Genomic DNA, 17,800 nt, shown 5'->3' on the forward strand with positions numbered 1-17,800 from the left:
CTCATTTACCGCCCGTGACGTCGAGGAATGTACCGGTAACGAAGGATGCCTCCGCGCTCGCCAGCCATAGAATCGCCCGTGCCACTTCCTCGGGCTGGCCGCCGCGCCCCATGGGGATCGAATCCTTGACGCGATCGACCCGCCCTGGCTCTCCGCCACTGGCATGCATGTCGGTATAGATATGTCCGGGGCGAATACAGTTGACGCGTATCCCTTCCCGAGCCACCTCCTTGGCAAACCCAATGGTGAAAGTCTCCAACGCGCCCTTCGACGCCGCATAGTCGACATACTCATTGGGGCTGCCGAGGCGCGCTGAGGCTGATGAGACGTTGATCACCACTCCGCCCGGGCCGTTGTGACGGTAAGCCATGCGCTTCACCGCCTGTTGGGCGCAGAGCATTGGCCCAATGGCATTGACCGCAAAGATGCGCTGCATCCGCTCGAAGCCGAGGTCTTCCAGGCGAGACTGAGGCGCCAGCATTGCGGCGTTATTGACCAGTACGTCGATGCGTCCGAACGACCGGTCGATCGCAGCGAACAGATCGGCCACCTGTTGCGGGTCCGCACTGTCGGCCCGCATCGCTAACGCCCTGCGCCCCAATGCTTGCACGTCCGCAACCACGGCCAGCGCTGCGGACTCGTTGGCAACGTAGCTGATAGCGACGTCATAACCTCTTTCGGCGGCCAGCCGGGCGGTTGCGGCCCCCACTCCACGACTTCCACCCGTGATCAGAATCAGCGGTGCCTGCGAGACGTTGACCATTGAACAAAACTCCTTAGCCGTTGGCTGTATCAGCCGATGATGAGGGTGCCGCTGGCGATCACCACGCACGCCAGTATTCGGCGTGCGGTGAGCGTCTCGCCGAGGAACACATAGCCGATCAACACCGCAAACAGCACGCTGGTTTCGCGCAATGCGGATACCGCGCCCAAAGGCGCTTCGTTCATGGCGTAGATGACCATTCCATAGGCGAGCAAAGAGACCAGCCCGCCGGCCAACGCAGTCACTGTTCCGGGCCGGACGCAGAACAAGCTGCGGGCGTCACGCAGGCGGATGTAGACCAGCGGCATCAGCACGCCCCACAGGGCGCACATCCAGACCGTGTAGGCCAGCGGCGCGCCGGAGAGCCTCGCACCGATGCCGTCGACCACGCTGTAGGCGGCGATAAAGCCGCCTGTTCCCAGCGCATAGGGCAGGCTGGGAATCGACAGACTGCGCCCTCTGAAGGCCAGCGAAATAATCCCACCTGACACCAGCGCGATACCCAGCAACTCGCCCGGCGTGATGCGTTCTCCGGCAAACACGGCGGCTCCCAAGGTGATCAGCACCGGCGACGATCCACGTGAAATCGGATAGACCTGCCCCAGGTCGCCGACCCGGTAACTGCGCACCAGAAACAGGTTGTAGCCCACATGCAGCAACGCCGAAAGCACCGCGTAGCCCCAGCTTTCAATCGCGGGGGGCACCATGAAGGCTGCGGCAACGACACTGGTGATGGCGATGGCAATGCACATCACCGTCATGGACCACAGCCGGTCGGCGCCGCTACGCAGCAGCGCGTTCCAGCTGGCATGCAGGAGCGCGGCGAAAAGCACGAGGAAGATAAGATGAATAGGCATGCGCCACTTTAGGCAAGCCGGCGCCGGGACTAAAGCGAAGTCTCCTCATCGCAGCATGAACGGATACTCATAACTCACTGTTCTATGCCTTGCACTTTCAGCGCCTCACCGGCTAACCATTGGCGAAAGCTGGCGATGTGCGGTTGCGATTCGATGCCCTTGGGGCAGACGAAGTAGTAAGCCAGCGGCGATGGAAGCGGCACATCAAACAGCCGCACCAAACGGCCATCGCTGATTTCGTTCTCGACATGCCCGCTGCGCACCAATGCAACGCCCTGGCCGAGCAAGGCTGCCTCCACCGTCATGTTGGTATCGCCAAATCTGACGCTTTCCTTGAGCGGCAAATAGGCCAGCCCAACGGCCTGAAACCACACTTCCCACTTTGGCACCATTTCGGCACCATCGCGCGTCAACAGCGGGAAATGCAACAATTCTGCGGGGCTCTGCGGCGTCCCTACGCGCCGCAGCAGTTCGGGGCTGGCCACCGGAAATACCTGCTCTCCAAACAAGAACTCCGAATGCAGACCTGGGTAATTGCCCTTGCCGAGCCTGATCGCGACATCAGCCTGGCCGTGAGAGAAGTGAATGATTTTATCCGTAGTGTCCAGCGAGACCAGCAGCTCGGGGTGCTGGCGAGAAAGACGCGGCAAGCGTGGCAGCAGCCATTTGAGCGCGAAGGAGTAGGTGGTGCTGACGCTGAGTCGAACCCTGCCCTTTTGCTCGCGCAGGTCACCCAAAGTCGCCTCCAGGCTGATGAAAAACTCCCGCACGATAGGCGCCAGCGTTGCCCCCGCTGCCGTGAGGCGTAACGCCTTGCCACGCTCGAACAACTGCACGCCCCAAAGCGCCTCAAGATGCTTGAGCTGGTGACTGACCGCGCTTTGAGTAACATGTAGCTCCTGTGCCGCGGCTGTAAACGTCGGATGGCGGGTCGCAACTTCAAAAGCGCGCAAGGTCGCGGTGGGCGGCAGGTCTCTCATAGGGACGGTATCCAGCGAGTTATCGGAAAAGTGCATGCATGAACGCTAGCTCATGATAGAGCTAAACTCACTGAAAACGTCACTCAGGGAGCCCTCACATCAGCGTCAGCGGCTTCCACTCTTCCAGCTCCGCCTGGAATCGGCTCAAATCCTGGGTCCAGGTATCTTCAACCTTGGCCCTGCGCTGGCTAATCCGGGCCAGCAACCCCCGAATAAAGACGTACGCGACTTGGCGCTCACGTGGTGCCCTCCTCACTTGATCCGATAATGGAACGTATTGCGCACGGCCGGCACCGCAACGGCTTGGCCGTCGACGATTCGCGGTTGGTAACGGAAGGTGTTGGCGGCGGCCAGCGATGGCCGAATGAACAGCGGATGGCAACCCTCGAGCACGCTTGGGTTTTCGACTTTGCCTTGTGGGTTGACGGTGTATTCCACCGTGCAATCACCCTCGATGTTTTTGTCCAGCGCCCGCTGCGGATAGTCCGGTGCCTGCTTGCTCAGGGGCAAGTACTGACGGCTGTCGGCAGCCATCTGGGCGGCCAGTTGGCGTGCGCGTTCGCCGGCCAACCGGGCCTGTTCGGCGCGTTGTGCTTGCTGTGCTTGTTGCTGGGCGAGTTGCTGCTGCTCGGCCTCACGGTTGAGCCGTTGCGTCTCCAGTCGCTCGCGTTGTTGCTCGGCTTGCTGCTCGCGTTTTTTTTCTTCGACCCGTTTGCGCGCCAGGACTGCCTGTTCGAGCTTCTTTTGGACCTGGAGCTGAGGGTCGACAGTCGGTTTGACCGGCTCGACGGGGGCGGCAGCAACGGGCTCGGGAGGTGCTGGTGGCGTTGATGCCGGTACCGGCTCAGGAGCCTGCGGCTGAGCGGCGGGTGGCAGCATCACCAACTGGGTTCGCAACACCGTCGGTTGCGTGGCGGGCGTTGTTTGCGGCGACCAGCCGTGTACCAACAAGGCCAGGACGATGACATGCAGCGCCACGGCCAGGCCCGCCGCCAGACTGTTCTGCCAGAACCCGCTGCGAACACTGCGCTGCAACGTCAGGGTCGGAGTGTGCGTGATCATCGCCGTCATTGCGGGGCCTCGGTCACCAGCCCGAGGTTGCTGACCCCGCCCTGCTGCAACGCCGCCATCGCCGCGACCACACGCCCATAACCGGCGTCCTTGTCGGCGCGGATGAAGACCTGTGTGTCATGCCGCTCGGTCACGATCTGCGTGACTTTCGCTCGCATGTCGTCGAGCGTCACCGCGCTGTCAGTCTGGTGCCGGGTATCGAGTTCACCGCCGAGGTTCCAGTAGTAACCGCCCTCGGCCTTCACCGACAGGGTCAGTATCTGCTGGCGCGTGTCCGTGGCCAGGGCTTCACTGGCCACCTTGGGCAGCTCGATCTTTACACCCTGAGTCAGCATCGGCGCGGTGACCATGAAAATCACCAGCAGCACCAGCATCACGTCGATGTACGGCACCACGTTCATTTCGGCCTTGGGCCCGTGCTTGCGTTGCAGTCTGACCAGCATCTCGATTCTCCTCTCAGGCTGCAGCGGCCAGGTTCAACGGCTTGCCGTGCAAGGTGCGATGCAGACGCATTTGAAGCTCATTGCCGAAGGCGTAGTAACGGGTCAGCAAGGTCTGGCTGCGCGAGGAAAAGCGGTTGTAGGCAATCACTGCCGGAATCGCCGCGAACAGACCAATGGCCGTGGCGATCAGCGCTTCGGCGATGCCTGGCGCCACGGTCGACAACGTGGCCTGCTGCACCTGAGACAGGCCGATAAACGAATTCATGATCCCCCAGACGGTGCCGAACAGGCCGATGTAAGGGCTCACCGAACCGACGGTCGCGAGGAACTGCAAGCCTTTCTCCAGCTGCACTTCCTGCTCGCTGATGGCGACGTACAACGCCCGCTCCACACCTTCGAGCACCACGTCGGCGGCACTGCCGGTGTGCGGGTGCAGATGATTGAACGCGTGGAGCCCGGCGTGAAAAATCGGCTCGATGCCCTTCTCGCTGTCAGTCGTTTCCCGGTACAGGGGCAGCAGGTCCGAGGCGCCGCGAAAGCGCTGCACAAACGAGTTCATCTGCCGTTCGCGCTGTCGCAGCACGCAACTGCGCTGGATGATCAGGAACCAGCTGAGCAACGAAGCCAGCAACAGGGTCAGCATGACCGCCTTGACCAACAGACTGGCGTCGCTGATCAGTCCCCAGATCGTCATGTGTTCGAGCGTGGCCTGCATGGTGAAACTCCTTGTCTGATGCTCGCGGACCGCCGATGAGCGACGGCCGTTGAGCTATTCGATGAAAATCCGATGACGCGTTGATGACAGGCCCGGTCAAGGCAACTTCAGGGCCTGGCTGACTTCGGCCCACGGCACAAATTTGAAGTTCTGTGTCTGTTCGGGCATGCGCTTGCGGCCGTCCTGCACCACCAGCAGACCTTGGCTCCAGGGGCCGCCGAGGTTCACCGAGGTGACTTCCAGGCCGTCGGTTTCCGACGCGCCGTCGATGCCGAGCCCGGCGTTCAGACCGACTCGAAAGGCGCCGCGCGAAGCAAACGGTGGCTCGGCGTCCAGCACCAGGTAGCTGTCGTTGCCTTGGCTGGAGATCACCAGGTAGTCGTGCCCCGCACTTTGATAGAGCGCCAACCCTTCCACATCCGCATGCAGTTGCGGCCCGACCTTGATCACGCTGCTCAATGTCGCCGGTTGATCGGCGCGGGCATCCACCGCCCAGACGCCGACATCCTCTTCGCCGAGAAACAGTCGTTGGCGCTGGTCATCGGCCACGCACCCTTCGGGTTGGCTATCGACGTTGAACTGGCGCACCAACTCACCGTGCACCGTGCCGTTCGGCGCGCTCAGTCGGTATTGCAGGAAGGTGCCGTCCTTATCGTTGGCAATGGCGTAGAGCTCGCCACTGGCTGGCTGAAACAGGCAGATGCCGTAAATGTCCTTGAGTGGCGTGGCGATCTCGCCGGCTTCGCGCAGCTCGCCGCTACGGCGGTCGATGCTGAACAGGCTGAGGCTGTTGTGATCGCGATTGCTCGCCACGGCGAGGTCCACTGTCTGCTGGCCGAGTTTGAAATTCGGTCGCACGTCGACGTTGTTCAGACGGCCGACCGGCAAGTCCTGCAGCAACTTGCCTTGCAGGTCGTACGCCAGCAGCCCCTGCTTTTTATTGGTGCCCAACACGCGGCTCAGCGACGGTTGCTGCGGGTGAATCCAGATCGCCGGATCGTCCGCCGCATCGCCCTGACGCCCGACCGGATCACTTTGGCTCAGCGCCTTTACGTTCGGCAGCACGGAGGGCACCGGCACCGGCATGGGCTGCCAGTCGAGTTCGCCTTGATACAGTCGGCCGTCGTCATCGTCACGCAGGAGTATCTGCAGGCCTTTATCGGTTGGGCGCAGTGCGAGGTTTTCCGGTTCCTTCAAGCCTGGCAGTGTCAGGGTTGCCTGTGCGGACCAGCGTTCGCCCTGCTGCTGATAGAGGTGCAAGTGCGCGGCTTTCGGGTCGAGCGCGACGATGCCACCCGACACCAACGCCATGGCACCGGCGGTTTTTTCGATCTCGCCGAACGGTTCACGCATGGCCACTGGACTGCGCGTGACATCGGCTTCCGGGTGCGCCGGGTAGGCCCACCAACCGACGTTCTCCTCGTTGACCACCAACTGGTTGGCGCCATCGTCGACCTGACAATCCTTGGCCGAAGGCGGCAGCGGCAAACCGCGCACACGTTGCGGCTGCACGCTGAGCGTCGCGCCATCGCCCACCAGCCATTGCTCGCCCTTGCCCTCCTCGCCCACCAGAAACAGGAACAGGTTGCTCGCTTCGTCGCGGTACAGGCACAGGCCGTTGACCGGGTAATCCCGCGTCGGCAGATACACCGGTTGACCCCACGTGCGCTTGCGCGGATCGAGGCTGACGAGCAGCGCTTGCTGGCGACTGCTGTCGAGGCTCGCGACCCATACCCGTTGGCCGGCGGCGCGGCTGTCCACGGCGTTGAACGATCCCTTTAAGCGCGCCAGCTCCTTGCCTTGCGCATCCAGCAAAAGTAAACCATCACGCTCGCTCGCGGCGAGGCGCTCGCCTTCAGGGCTGGCGGGCAGAAACGTCACGGCATCGACCGACAGGTTCGGGGCCCAGGGCTTGAGAGTCAGGGCCGGTGCGGCCGCCAACACCTGGCCGGCGGCCAGGCAAATCAGTGCAGCCAGCATAGGGCGCGTGGGTAGAAACGAAATACTCATGAACAGGCAAAGTCCTTGTCGTAGGGCAGCGGCATCGGGGCTTAGAAGTGGGTGAAGGTCAGGCCGACTTTGTAGGTCGGGCCGTATTCTTCGTACTGACCGTTGTAGGCGCGGTGGCCGGTGTAGACGAAATACGGCTCATCGGTGAGGTTCTGCGCCTCGAAACTGACCTGCAGGTTCTTGGTCAGCGAGTAGCGCGCGCTGAAGTCGACAAAGGTCTGGGCGTCGACGTGCAGGTCGTGGGCCTTGTCGTTGATCGAGGCCAACTCGTAGAGATAATCCGATTTGTAGTTGGCCGACAGGCGCAGGCTCAGCTTGTCGTCTTCCCAACCGAGCATCAGGTTGCCGACCGTGTCGGACTGATTGGGCAAATCGATGCCGCGTTTGCGGTGGGTGCCACTGGCAGCGTCGAAGCCCTCGATCTCGGCATCCGAGCGGCTGAACGTCGTGTTGGCGCCGATCAGCAGGCCGTTCCAGGGCGCGGGCAGCCAGTCGAATTTCTGCGAGTAGGCCAGTTCCAGGCCATACAGCTTGGCGCTGTCGCCGTTGGCGAACGAGTGGGCCTCGGTGAAATCGACCCAGGCACCGGTGCCGGCGAGGTCGGTGTTGTAGACGAAGTTCTTGATGTCCTTGTAGAACACGAACGCCGAGACGGTGCCGGCGCGGCCCATGTAGTGTTCGATACCGAGGTCGAGGTTGCTCGATTCCAGCGGCTTGAGCTCCGGGTTGCCGAAGGTCGCCTCGTCATCGTCGATGACAAAACCCGGCGCCAGTTGACCGAAGGTCGGGCGCACCACGGACTTGGTCCAGGCCGCGCGAACCTGAGTGTTCCTGTCCAGTTGATAGCGCGCATGCAGCCCCGGCAACCAATGGTGATAACGGCGCTTGGTCTCGGTGGACTGGAATTCGCCATCGGTCACGCCGGTGCCCTTGGCTTCGAATTCGGTGCCCTCGTAGCGCAGGCCGGCGATGAACCGCCAGTCGTCGATGTCGAGGGTGTTCATCAGGTAACCGGCGTTGATGTCCTCGCTGATCTTGAAGTCGTTGACCCGCGATTCGGTCTCGTCATAGAAGTCCGCCTTGTTCAGGCCGCCGATCAACTGCTTGACCGCACTGCCACTGATACCCGGCCCGAACTGGCCGAGACGGTAGTCGACCGTGCCCTTCTTGAATTGCGTCAGATTGAGTTGCTCATCACTGAAACCCAGGTCGTCGAAGTCTTCATAGACCCAGGCGTCGAGGTCGTTGTCCTTGTTGCGCCGGCTGACCTTGCCGCCGAACTTGACCTGGGACGCATAGCCGTTGAAGTCGTAGTCGCGAGCGAGGTCCAGGCGCAGGTTTTTCTCGGTGTCGGTGGTTTTCTGTTGTTCCCAGTCGACTTTGTCGAGGCTGAAGTTGCTCGGGTCGTAGAACGCCTGGCCAATGATCGGTCTTGGCTTGTCGTTGTCGTAGAAACCGCTGTCGGCAAAGTCATCGATGCCGGCGAATTCGGCATTGGCGATGTGGCCCGGACTGTCCTCGCTGGAACGGCTGTAACCGGCCTGGCCGCTGAGGGTCCAGAGGCCAAACATGCGCTCGCCGCCGAAAACGTAAGACTGGATTTCCTGGGTCTCTTCGCGCTGCTTGAGTTTACGCGAACCTTCGGCGTTACCCAGTTCGCCTGCGGCCAGCGGGTCGGCGAATTCGAGGCTGGTCGAGTTGCGTGTTTCGCTGTCCTTGTAGCGGCTGTAAAGGGTGCGCAGGTAATAGCTGCTGAAGTCATCGGGCTTGTAATCGAAGTTCAGCCCCCCGCCGGCGCGTTCGCGGCTGATGTCGTAGTCGCGTTGCTCGAACTCCTCGAGTCTGGCGCCTTGCTCAAAATCCCACGCACCACCGGTTTCGACGTTGTCCGAACCGAAGTCGCGCTTCTGCCAGCTCAGCGCGGCGGCGACACCAAAGTTGTCGATGCCATCGCCGAGGCTGAAACGGTCACTGACCGCGCCGGAAAACTTCGGGCTGGTCTGGTGGGTGTTCTTGTCATAGCTGGCCTCGCTGCTGCCGGTGTAGAACAGGCCGGCGTGATCGAAGGCCGAGAGGCTTTTCACATCCACGGTGCCGCCCAGCGAGTTGGCGTCCATGTCCGGGGTCAGGGTCTTGATCACCGACAACGACTGCACCAGTTCCGAAGGCAACACGTCGAGGGCCACGGCGCGGCGTTCGCTTTCCGGCGATGGCACCAGCGTGCCGTTGATGGTCACGCTGTTGAGGTCCGGCCCCAGGCCACGCACGCTGACAAACCGCCCTTCGCCCTGATCACGCTCGACGCTGATCCCCGGCAATCGCTGCACCGCCTCGGCGACGTTTTCGTCCGGCAGTTGCGCCACGCCGTCGGCATGCACCACGCTCTTGATGCTGTCGGCGTTGCGCTGTTCCTTCAGCGCCTGGTCGATACTCGCTGCCTGCCCGACCACTTCGACGTGTTCAGTGTCGGGGGTGGTTTGGGCGGCGCTCAAGCGCTCGCTGGCCATCGCCATGGCCAAAGCGGTGAGCGTGAAGCTGACGAGCCCGGCAGTGCGGCTGCGCTGGTACATGGTGGTCCTCCCCAAGAGTCCGATAACGCCAGGCAAGTGGCCCGGCAACTGGGAGGGCACGCTAGGGTCGGGGGATGACAGTCCTGTGACATCGATTGGCGGAACGCGCTTCAAACCGGGGTTTTGCCGCGATTGCGACGCAAACTGAGCTGATTTGACCTGTCGTCAACGCGCCCTGCAGGCGCTGGCTTGCCAGCGAAGGCGTCCCGGCACCCGCGCAACGCTGAAGACTGATCGCCAGCAAGCCCGCTCATACGCAGTTGCGCCAGAAAATCCGCATAACCGGGTGAGCTGATTCGACCTCACAGCCCCGTCACCCCACTGTCACAAACATCTGCTGTGCTGACGCGCATGACCTCTTTGCCAAAGGACCACGGCCATGTTTTCAGTGCTCAAACCCCATCGTTGGAAACTCGCTTTGCTGCTGTTGGCGGCGAACATGGGATTGCTGCTGCACCTGGCGTGCGGTGAGCTGAAAAGTGTCAGCGAATGGGTCTGGCTGGACATCGCCGGTGAAGGCGGTTCCGCGTTGCTCGCGTTGGTCTGGCTGGGGCTAGTACTCAAGAGTCGCCCGGCCGGGCGCGTCACCCATTACCTGGTGCTGGGCTTGAGCTGCATCTTTTTCTCGTGGTGGATCGACAGCCTCGACGAGTTCATCCGCCTGCCCGACAGCATCACCTGGGACCACTGGCTGGAGTCCGGGCCGATGCCGGTGGGCATGATTCTGCTGACCCTCGGCATCTATCACTGGCACCGCGAACAACTGGCGATCAGCGTGCAAATGGAGAAACGCGAAAAGCTTTTTCGCGAACATCGGTTGTTCGACAAACTCACGCCTTTGGGGGGCGCCGATTACCTCAAGCGCCAGTTGATCGGCAGCCTTGAGGACAGTCGAGCTCAAGCGCAACCCTTGTCATTGCTGGCGCTGGACGTCGATAACTTCGCGGCGATCAATCAGGCCTTCGGGCATGCCGAGGGCGATGCCGTGTTGCAGGCGCTCAGTCATTTGCTGCTGCTCAACCTGCGCCGGCAAGACCTGCTCTGCCGACTGGCCGGCGACCGCTTCGTGGTGTTGCTGCCCAACACCGGTGAAAGCCAGGCACGCCTGTTGGCGCTGGAACTGCAACAGGCCGTTCAGGGCCTAGCCCACAAAAGCCGGCAACACGGCGAACGCATCCACCTGTCGGCCAGCACTGCGGTGGTCATGGCCATGGAAGAGGCGCCGGATGCCCTGCTCAAACGCCTCAACCTGGCACTGGCCCGGGCCAAACAGCCCTTGGCCAAAACTGCTTGAGGCCTGTCCATGACCCTGAAAAACACCTGGTTCGAAACCGACAGCCGTTTCATTCCCGGGCATTACCAACCCGCGACCCTGATTGACCTGGCGCTTTCCCGAGACATTGACAGCCACCGTCTGCTGCGCGGAACTGGGCTGTTTCATGACGACATCCTGGCCGGCGAGACTCGTCTCAGCCCACAGCAGTTCCTCGGATTGATTGGCAACAGCCGGCGCTTGCTGGATACCGACGACAGCAGTTTTCTGTTCGGCCAGCGCCTGCTCCCCGGGCATTACGGTCCCGCCAGCCATGCCCTGCGCCACGCGCAGAACCTGCATCAGGCCCTCGACACGCTGGTGCAACAACAGGCGTTGCTCAGCCCGCTGGCCGCGCCGCGTCTGGTGCTGGATGAAAAACACGCCTACATCTATTGGCTGGACAGCTGTGGCGCCGGCGAGCATTGGCGTTTTTTGCTGGAGGCCAGCATGACCTCGATCGTGGCCATGAGCCGATCGCAGAGTGGCCAGCGCCTGCCGTGGGAATGCAGTTTCAGCCATGCCGAACCGCGTTATATCGAGCAATACTGGGTGCATCTGGGCGAGCACACGCAGTTCGAACGGCCGCTGGACCTCATGCGCCTCCCCCGGGAATTTCTCGCCCAATCCTGGCCCGACGCCTCGGCCACCGCTGGCCAGGTCGCCCGCCAGGAAGCCCATCGACAAATCGAACAACTGGGTTTTGCCTCAAGCTTCATCGACTGTGTTTACCGCTACCTGCAAACCCATGTGCGCCAAGCCCCCAACCTCGAACAGGCGGCCCAGGCCTTCGCCATGAGCCCCGCCACGTTCAAGCGCAAATTGCAAAAACACGACACCGGATTCCAACAACAGGTGGATTTGGTGCGCAAGCACGTGGCGCTTTACCTGTATCAGATCAAGGGATTCAGTAACGAAGCCGTGGCGGACTACTTGAGATTCAACGACGCGGCGAACTTTCGGCGCTCGTTCAAGCGCTGGACCGGCAGCACGCCCAACCTGATCCGCGAGATGTTCAATGCCCGTTGAAATCCGATAGTTGTCTGTGCGACAACCCAAGAACAATAATCAGCTGTCACCGGTAGCGTTTGAAAAGCGTTCCACAGCAAGCCTGGAGAGTGTCAGAAACCGAGGACGATTCAGCTATCTAGAACTAACAAGACTCTCAAATAACGCAGAAAGGCGACTTCAGTTAAAAACACTCTTCAACAGGCCGAGCGACGTCACAGCGATCACGACAGCAGTCAATTTCATCGACTCACCGCCCCATGTCTTCTTCCGAAAGAGCCGGGATTGCCTGATAGGGAGCTGCTCATCCAATATACGGAGGCGCACTGAATACCCGTCACCGAGTCCGTCCGAGATCGCCATTCGCGATCACTCGCACGGTGCGAATGGGGGTAAAAATCTGGGCTGAAACGTGCTCCATCGACCTGAAGAGCCTGGCTCGCGCCCAGTCAGAATGTTGTTCGGGGATCCTGACAGTCTTTGTAAAGGACTGCAGCATTGCCTTCAAACCGAGTTAGCCGGACGTATCGTCAAGGAACGACAAATGGCATTTGATCTTCACCACCTCCTGCTTGTATTCACCGCCTACATCGTGGGTGCGGCCAGTCCGGGTCCCAGTAACATGCGCATCATGGGCGTGGCCATGCACCAGGGCAGAAAGCCGGCGTTGATGCTGGCAGCCGGTGTCATCAGCGGTTCTTTCTTCTGGGGATCGATGGCTGCCACGGGGGTATCCGCGGTGCTGGCCGAATTCGCTCAGGCACTCGTCGCCCTCAAGATCATCGGCGGCCTCTACCTGATTTTTCTCGCCGTCAAGGCGGGCCGTTCGGCCCTCGTTTCTGATGAACGCCTGAAAAAGGAACTGGCTGCAGCGTCGGTCGTCTCGGGCTTCGACCTCTACCGGCGTGGCTTGCTGATGCACCTCACCAATCCGAAGGCACTGTTGGGCTGGGTCGCGACGATGACCCTTGGGCTGGGGCCGCAAGCAACGTCTGAAACAGTGGTGATCATCCTGGCGGGCTGCGCCGTCCTGAGCGTGACGATCTTCTGCGGCTACGCCATCGTCTTCTCTACCGCACCGATGGTAAGGGGGTATCGTCGGGCACGCCGCTGGATCGAAGGCACCTTGGCGTTCGTCTTCGGGGCTGCGGGGATAAAGCTGTTGTTCGCCCGCGCGTGAGTCCACGCCAGCAGCGGCGGCTGGCACGTGCGGAATCGCGCATGACACGCGAGCGCTTTCCCCCGGCTCGGGTGGACATGGACAGGATCTTCATTGATGACCGAGGCGCCTGGACCTCCGCGGGCCTCACGGCGGCCATGGACCTGGCGCCGGGGATCGTCGAAAGCGATCTGGGTCCCGAACTGGCGAACAAGGTGGCCAGAGTGTTGAAGAGCAATCGCCGGTTTGACCAACACAGCAGACGCGCAGGCCTAAGGCGCCGAACCTTCGTTGTTGCCCGCGCGCAGCAAGGCCTCGATCGCCAGTCGCGCCACTTGCGCATCCTGCTCCGCCTTCACACCCGACACACCGACAGCGCCGATGCAGTGGCCTTCGTGCCAGATGGCCACGCCGCCCTCAAGCATGCCCTGCAGGTTCGGCGCGCTGAGAAACGCCTGGCGCCCCGCGTTGATCATGTCTTCATAGGCCTTGCTGTCGCGACGCCCCAGCGCTGCGGTGCGGGCCTTTTCGCTGGCGATGTAGCCGGCGATCGGCGCGGCCCCGTCCAGGCGCAACAGCCCCAGCGGATGGCCGCCGTCGTCGACGACCGCAATCGCTACAGCCCAGTGGTTCGCCTGTGCCAGCTCCCTGGCCGTCGCCAACAGGTGTGAAACCTCGTGTTCACTGAGAAAAGCCTTGGTGTGCATCCAGCCTCCTGATCAAAAAAGAACGGCACGCCCGCTCAAGCCGGCGTGCCGAGAGAACGTCGCGGCTTAATCGCCGTAGATGTCGAAGTCAAAGTACTTCTGGCGAATCCTGTCGTAGGTGCCATCGGCCCGAATCGCTGCCAGGGCCTGATTGAAACGGCCCGCCAGCGGATCGTTCTTGCGCACGGCAATGCCAATGCCGGTACCAAAGAATTGCTCTTCGGTGAAGTTCGGACCGACGAACTCGTAATCCTTGCCTTCCGGCCGCTTCAGCAGGCTTTCATCGATCACCACCGAACTGGCCATGGTCGCGTCGAGGCGCCCGCCCAGCAGGTCGAGGAAGATTTCATTCTGCGAGCCGTAGCGCACCACTTCGGCACCCGCCGGGGCGAATTTATCGGTGACGTAGCGATCGAAGTTGGTGGCGCGCTGAACGCCAATGCGCTTGCCCTTGAGCTGCGCCGGAATGTCGCTGATGCCGCTGCCCTTCTTGAACACCAGACGTGCCGGAATGCGGTAGTAGCGATTGCTGAAGTCCACCGATTTCAGGCGTTCCGGGGTCATGGACATCGAAGAGATCACCGCGTCGACTTTCTTCACCTTGAGCGCGGGAATCAGGCCGTCGAACTCTTGCTCCTTCCACTCGCACTGGACTTTCATTTGCGCGCACAAGGCCTGGCCGATGTCGTAGTCGAAACCGACGATCTGGTTATCGGGGGTTTTCGAAGCGAACGGCGGATAAGCCGCTTCGATGCCCAGGCGCAGCGGCTGTTCTGCCGCGTGCAGGTTGCCGGCCAGGGCCAGCAGCGAGATGAGACCAGCCTTCAATACAGCATTTTTCACGTTCATTCATGGCTCCAGATGCGATGTTGTTTCTGTCGGGCGCTCCGCAAAGGAAGACACCCGTTATGGCAGCGGCAATGTGAACAGGCGGAGATGGCGACTCTGATGGCCCCCTGCTCCGTCGTTGCGCCAGGCAGGGCCCGGTGCAACGGGGTCGAGCACAATCAGACGGCGGCGGTGACGATCAACTCCAAGAGGATCTGCGGGTCATCGAACATCACCTGGGCGGTGGCGCGGGCCGGCGTCTGCGCGGCATCGACCCAGGCACTCCAGGTTTCATTCATACCGGCAAAATCGGCGCTCATGTCTTTCATCCAGATCTGCACACTGAGCAATCGGCTCTTGTCACTGCCGGACAGCGCCAGCAGTTCGTCCACCCGCTGCAGCACTTGGCGCGTCTGGCCACGGATGTCCTGGCTGCAATCGGCGGCGACGATGCCGCTCAGCCAGGCGACCCCGTTGTGCACGACGCTACGGCTCAGGCGTGGGTTGCTTTCGATGCGTTGGATAAGGCTCATACAGGCTCCTGGTTCAAAGGTGTCTCGGTTGACAGTTCGGCAAGGGTGATGGGTTTGAGGGGGGATCGAATGCGGTAGTAGCCGACGTCTGCGGCCGGCACCTGGCGCTGCGCGGCAATGATTTCGGTGACGCTCAAACCACACTGGCGGCCCTGGCAAGGCCCCATGCCGCAGCGCCCGAAGGCTTTGGCCTGATTGGGGCCCAGGCACCCCAGCTCGACGTATTGGCGAATCGAACCGGCGCTGACTTCTTCGCAGCGACAGACAATCACCTCGTCGGCGGGAATGCGGTTTTGCCGCTGCGGGCGGTACAAGGCATCGATCAGTGGCCGCGCGGCGCGTTGGCGACGCAACGCCTGGCGATAAGGTGCGGCGAGTCGCTGCGCCTGTTGCGCGTCGAGTTTTCCCGAGCGCTCGGCAATTGCCAGCCCGACCAGTCGGCCTTCCAGCCGCGCCACCTGCGCCCCGCCGATAGCGCCACCGTCACCGGCGATGTAAATGCCCGGCAGGCGGGTTTCCCCCAGGTGGTCACGGCGGGCGATCCAGCACAATTGCTGTTCGCTCCAGTCATGCTCCAGGCGCAGCGACCAACTGATCTGCGTGTTGGGCACCACGCCTTGATGCAGCAGGATCAGCGATGCAGGCACGGTCCAGTCCCGCCCGCCCGTGACGAAACTCAAAGCGCTGGCTCGCGCCTGCCCCTCGATACGCAAATCCCGCGCGGCACGAAAATGCCTGACGCCGGCACGCTTCAGTTCGGCCAACAGCTGCAGGCCCTTGAGCAAGTCGCGCCAGCCGCGCAAGGCGCCCGGAATCGTGCGCCAGGCCCGCAGCAGATCGCCGCGGCCACTGGTGTCCACCAGCGCTTCGATCGCGACGCCGGCGCGCAGGTATTGCACCGCCAGCAGGTACAGCAGCGGTCCGCAACCGGCCAGCACCACCGGACCTTGCGGCACCAGTGCAGCATTTTTCAGCAGGATCTGTCCGGCGCCAGCCGTCATCACGCCCGGCAAGGTCCAGCCTGGAATCGGCATCGGGCGCTCGAACGCCCCGGTAGCGATCAATACCTGCCGGCCCTGGAGGATGTGAGCACGGCCCTCGAGCAGGAAATGCACCTGACGCTGCGGTGTCACTTGCCAGATCGCCGCGCCGGGCAGGTATCGGGCCGCGCATTGCAGGAACTTCGCGACCAGAGGGGCGCCCGCTTCATAGTCGCCACCCAATACCTGGCGGCTGCGTGCGTCGGCTTCCTGGATGTTGCGATAGATCTGCCCACCCGGGCTGCCCTGTTCATCCAGCACCACCACCGACAGACCGCGCTCCGCAGCCTCGATGGCCGCACTCAGTCCCGCCGGTCCGGCGCCGATCACGATGAGATCGACCGCTTGCTCATTCATCAGCCACTTCCTCATCTGTGCCCAGCACATCGCGAGCCCCGCGCTGGCGCTGCACCCGCATGCCCGCTCGCACCGGCAGCAGGCAGGCCTGGCAGTTGGCTTGCCCATCGACCTCGACCAGGCACTCGAAGCACACGCCCATCATGCAAAAAGGGGCGCCGGGCCGGCCGTTGACCGCGCTTTCGCGGGTATGGGTGACGCCGCTGCCCAGCAATGCCGCCGCCAGTGACACACCGGCCGGCACTGACAACGACGCGCCTTCGAATTCGATTTGCACGGTGTTCTGTGCAGGGCCCAAGGCCCGGAACAAACGGTCAGCCGACATGGCGCACCTCGTTTTTGCCGTTGAAACGCGCAAGGCTGAAAGCCGCCACCGCCGGGTCGTCGAACTCACCGTCAATCCACGGCGCCAGGCGCAAGGCGTGGATCGCCGCCAGGGTCACGCCGCTGTGGCAACTGACCACCACGGCCCCGGGGCAGGTTGGCGAGGCTTCATAAATGGGATAGCCGTCAGCGCTCATCACCCGCAGTGCGCCCCAGGCGCGCACCAGCCGCACCTGCCCCAACCGGGGAAAACAGCGCACCGCGCGCGCGGCGATGGTTGCCATGACTTCACTGCCGGTGCCGTCATCCAACCCGGTGGACTCATGGGAATCCCCCAGTTGCACCGTGCCCTCGTCGGTCTGGCGTACATAGGTAGTGGGGTAATGCAGAAAAGGCTTGAGCCGCTCGGTGACCAGTATCTGCCCGCGATTGGGGCTCACGGGCACCTCGATCCCCAACTGCGCGCCCAGCTCGCGATTGCCAAGGCCGGCGGCCAGGACTAACCGTGCGGCGTACCAGCGTTGGTCGCCAGCCTGCAGCTCGAAGCCCGATGCATGCTGGCCGATGGCGCTGACCCGATGACCATTGATGATCCTGACCCCGCGGGCCCGGCAGGCGGCGTACAGCGAACGCAGCAGCTTGAGCGGATTGACGTGCCCGTCCATGGGCGAATAGCAACCGCCCACGACGGTCGGCCCGACACCCGGCAGACGAGCCCGCAGTTGTTCGCCATCCAGCAACTCGAAGGGATAGTCACCGTGCAACGCGTCGCGCAACCAGAGCAGCCGACGGCTTTCCTCGGCCATTTCCTCGTCACTCAGGCACAGTTGGAAACCACCTGGCTGACGCAGATGAAGGTCGATGCCGGTGTCGGCCTGCAACGAAGCGGCAAAGCGTGGCCACAGCGCCACCGCTTCACGTGTCCATTGCGCATAGGGACTCATGCCGTAGCCCTTGCCCTGAACCCACAGCAGACCGAAGTTGCCACGGGCCGCGCGCAAGGCATCGTCGCCTTCGTCCAGGACGCTGACTTGGCGACCCTGCAAGGCCAGCCCATACGCGATGGACAAGCCCACCAGGCCACCGCCAACGATCATGACATCAGTTTTTTGCATGAACTCCA

The 17,800-nt window shown here is 62.4% G+C and carries 17 protein-coding genes; 3 read left to right on the forward strand and 14 right to left on the reverse strand.

Going from position 1 to position 17,800, the window contains the following annotated elements; translation table 11 throughout:
- Position 1: 1 nt before the first annotated feature.
- From ACM6IM_RS06355 to ACM6IM_RS06390, 8 genes are all read right to left on the reverse strand, one after another.
- Positions 2 to 763: an SDR family oxidoreductase gene (locus ACM6IM_RS06355; protein ID WP_414864551.1), complete on the reverse strand. Its 762-nt coding sequence runs from the start codon at positions 761 to 763 to the stop codon at positions 2 to 4.
- Between the two features lie 29 nt (positions 764 to 792).
- Positions 793 to 1,620, reverse strand: a complete 828-nt coding sequence (locus ACM6IM_RS06360) for an EamA family transporter (protein ID WP_414864552.1) — start codon at positions 1,618 to 1,620, stop codon at positions 793 to 795.
- A gap of 74 nt (positions 1,621 to 1,694) precedes the next feature.
- Entirely contained in the window at positions 1,695 to 2,600 is a 906-nt protein-coding gene (gene gcvA / locus ACM6IM_RS06365) for a transcriptional regulator GcvA (protein ID WP_414864838.1), read from the reverse strand.
- Positions 2,601 to 2,852: 252 nt separating this feature from the next.
- On the reverse strand, positions 2,853 to 3,671 hold the full coding sequence (locus ACM6IM_RS06370; protein ID WP_414864553.1) for a TonB family protein: 819 nt from the start codon (positions 3,669 to 3,671) through the stop codon (positions 2,853 to 2,855).
- Positions 3,668 to 4,114, reverse strand: a complete 447-nt coding sequence (gene tolR / locus ACM6IM_RS06375; protein WP_414864554.1) for a protein TolR — start codon at positions 4,112 to 4,114, stop codon at positions 3,668 to 3,670. The genes ACM6IM_RS06370 and tolR overlap by 4 nt, the downstream gene beginning before the upstream one ends.
- A 13-nt stretch (positions 4,115 to 4,127) precedes the next feature.
- Positions 4,128 to 4,829, reverse strand: a complete 702-nt coding sequence (gene tolQ / locus ACM6IM_RS06380; RefSeq protein ID WP_414864555.1) for a protein TolQ — start codon at positions 4,827 to 4,829, stop codon at positions 4,128 to 4,130.
- 96 nt (positions 4,830 to 4,925) lie between these two features.
- On the reverse strand, positions 4,926 to 6,839 hold the full coding sequence (locus tag ACM6IM_RS06385) for a phytase (RefSeq protein WP_414864556.1): 1,914 nt from the start codon (positions 6,837 to 6,839) through the stop codon (positions 4,926 to 4,928).
- A gap of 41 nt (positions 6,840 to 6,880) precedes the next feature.
- Positions 6,881 to 9,409, reverse strand: coding sequence for a TonB-dependent receptor (locus ACM6IM_RS06390; RefSeq protein ID WP_414864557.1), 2,529 nt, complete (start codon positions 9,407 to 9,409; stop codon positions 6,881 to 6,883).
- Positions 9,410 to 9,788: 379 nt separating this feature from the next.
- Between ACM6IM_RS06390 and ACM6IM_RS06395 the strand changes: the two genes are divergently transcribed.
- From ACM6IM_RS06395 to ACM6IM_RS06405, 3 genes are all read left to right on the forward strand, one after another.
- A complete protein-coding gene (locus ACM6IM_RS06395; protein ID WP_414864558.1) occupies positions 9,789 to 10,703 on the forward strand; it encodes a GGDEF domain-containing protein in 915 nt (304 codons plus the stop codon).
- Positions 10,704 to 10,712: 9 nt separating this feature from the next.
- Positions 10,713 to 11,750 (forward strand): AraC family transcriptional regulator ligand-binding domain-containing protein, encoded by a 1,038-nt coding sequence (locus ACM6IM_RS06400; RefSeq protein ID WP_414864559.1) that lies wholly within the window; start codon positions 10,713 to 10,715, stop codon positions 11,748 to 11,750.
- Between the two features lie 523 nt (positions 11,751 to 12,273).
- The gene (locus tag ACM6IM_RS06405) at positions 12,274 to 12,909 is read left to right on the forward strand and encodes a LysE family translocator (protein WP_414864560.1); all 636 of its coding nucleotides are present in this window, start codon (positions 12,274 to 12,276) and stop codon (positions 12,907 to 12,909) included.
- Between the two features lie 251 nt (positions 12,910 to 13,160).
- Here ACM6IM_RS06405 and ACM6IM_RS06410 read toward each other — a convergent pair whose 3' ends face one another.
- The 6 genes from ACM6IM_RS06410 to ACM6IM_RS06435 all read right to left on the reverse strand — a co-directional run bounded on the left by ACM6IM_RS06410 (position 13,161) and on the right by ACM6IM_RS06435 (position 17,792).
- Positions 13,161 to 13,595, reverse strand: coding sequence for a heme-binding protein (locus ACM6IM_RS06410; protein ID WP_192308101.1), 435 nt, complete (start codon positions 13,593 to 13,595; stop codon positions 13,161 to 13,163).
- Between the two features lie 66 nt (positions 13,596 to 13,661).
- Complete coding sequence (locus tag ACM6IM_RS06415) at positions 13,662 to 14,444, reverse strand: ABC transporter substrate-binding protein (RefSeq protein ID WP_414864561.1); 783 nt, start codon at positions 14,442 to 14,444, stop codon at positions 13,662 to 13,664.
- 158 nt (positions 14,445 to 14,602) lie between these two features.
- Positions 14,603 to 14,956, reverse strand: coding sequence for a RidA family protein (locus ACM6IM_RS06420; RefSeq protein WP_192308103.1), 354 nt, complete (start codon positions 14,954 to 14,956; stop codon positions 14,603 to 14,605).
- Positions 14,953 to 16,353 carry an FAD-dependent oxidoreductase gene (locus tag ACM6IM_RS06425; RefSeq protein WP_414864562.1) on the reverse strand — a complete coding sequence of 467 codons (1,401 nt, stop codon included), beginning with the start codon at positions 16,351 to 16,353 and terminating at the stop codon, positions 14,953 to 14,955. The genes ACM6IM_RS06420 and ACM6IM_RS06425 overlap by 4 nt, the downstream gene beginning before the upstream one ends.
- Positions 16,346 to 16,678, reverse strand: coding sequence for a (2Fe-2S)-binding protein (locus ACM6IM_RS06430; RefSeq protein WP_414864563.1), 333 nt, complete (start codon positions 16,676 to 16,678; stop codon positions 16,346 to 16,348). The genes ACM6IM_RS06425 and ACM6IM_RS06430 overlap by 8 nt, the downstream gene beginning before the upstream one ends.
- Positions 16,668 to 17,792 (reverse strand): NAD(P)/FAD-dependent oxidoreductase, encoded by a 1,125-nt coding sequence (locus ACM6IM_RS06435; RefSeq protein ID WP_414864564.1) that lies wholly within the window; start codon positions 17,790 to 17,792, stop codon positions 16,668 to 16,670. Before ACM6IM_RS06435 ends, ACM6IM_RS06430 begins: the two co-directional genes overlap by 11 nt.
- Positions 17,793 to 17,800: the final 8 nt, after the last annotated feature.

The organism is Pseudomonas sp. IT-P12, assembly GCF_949767465.1.
In the GTDB taxonomy this organism is placed as follows: domain Bacteria; phylum Pseudomonadota; class Gammaproteobacteria; order Pseudomonadales; family Pseudomonadaceae; genus Aquipseudomonas.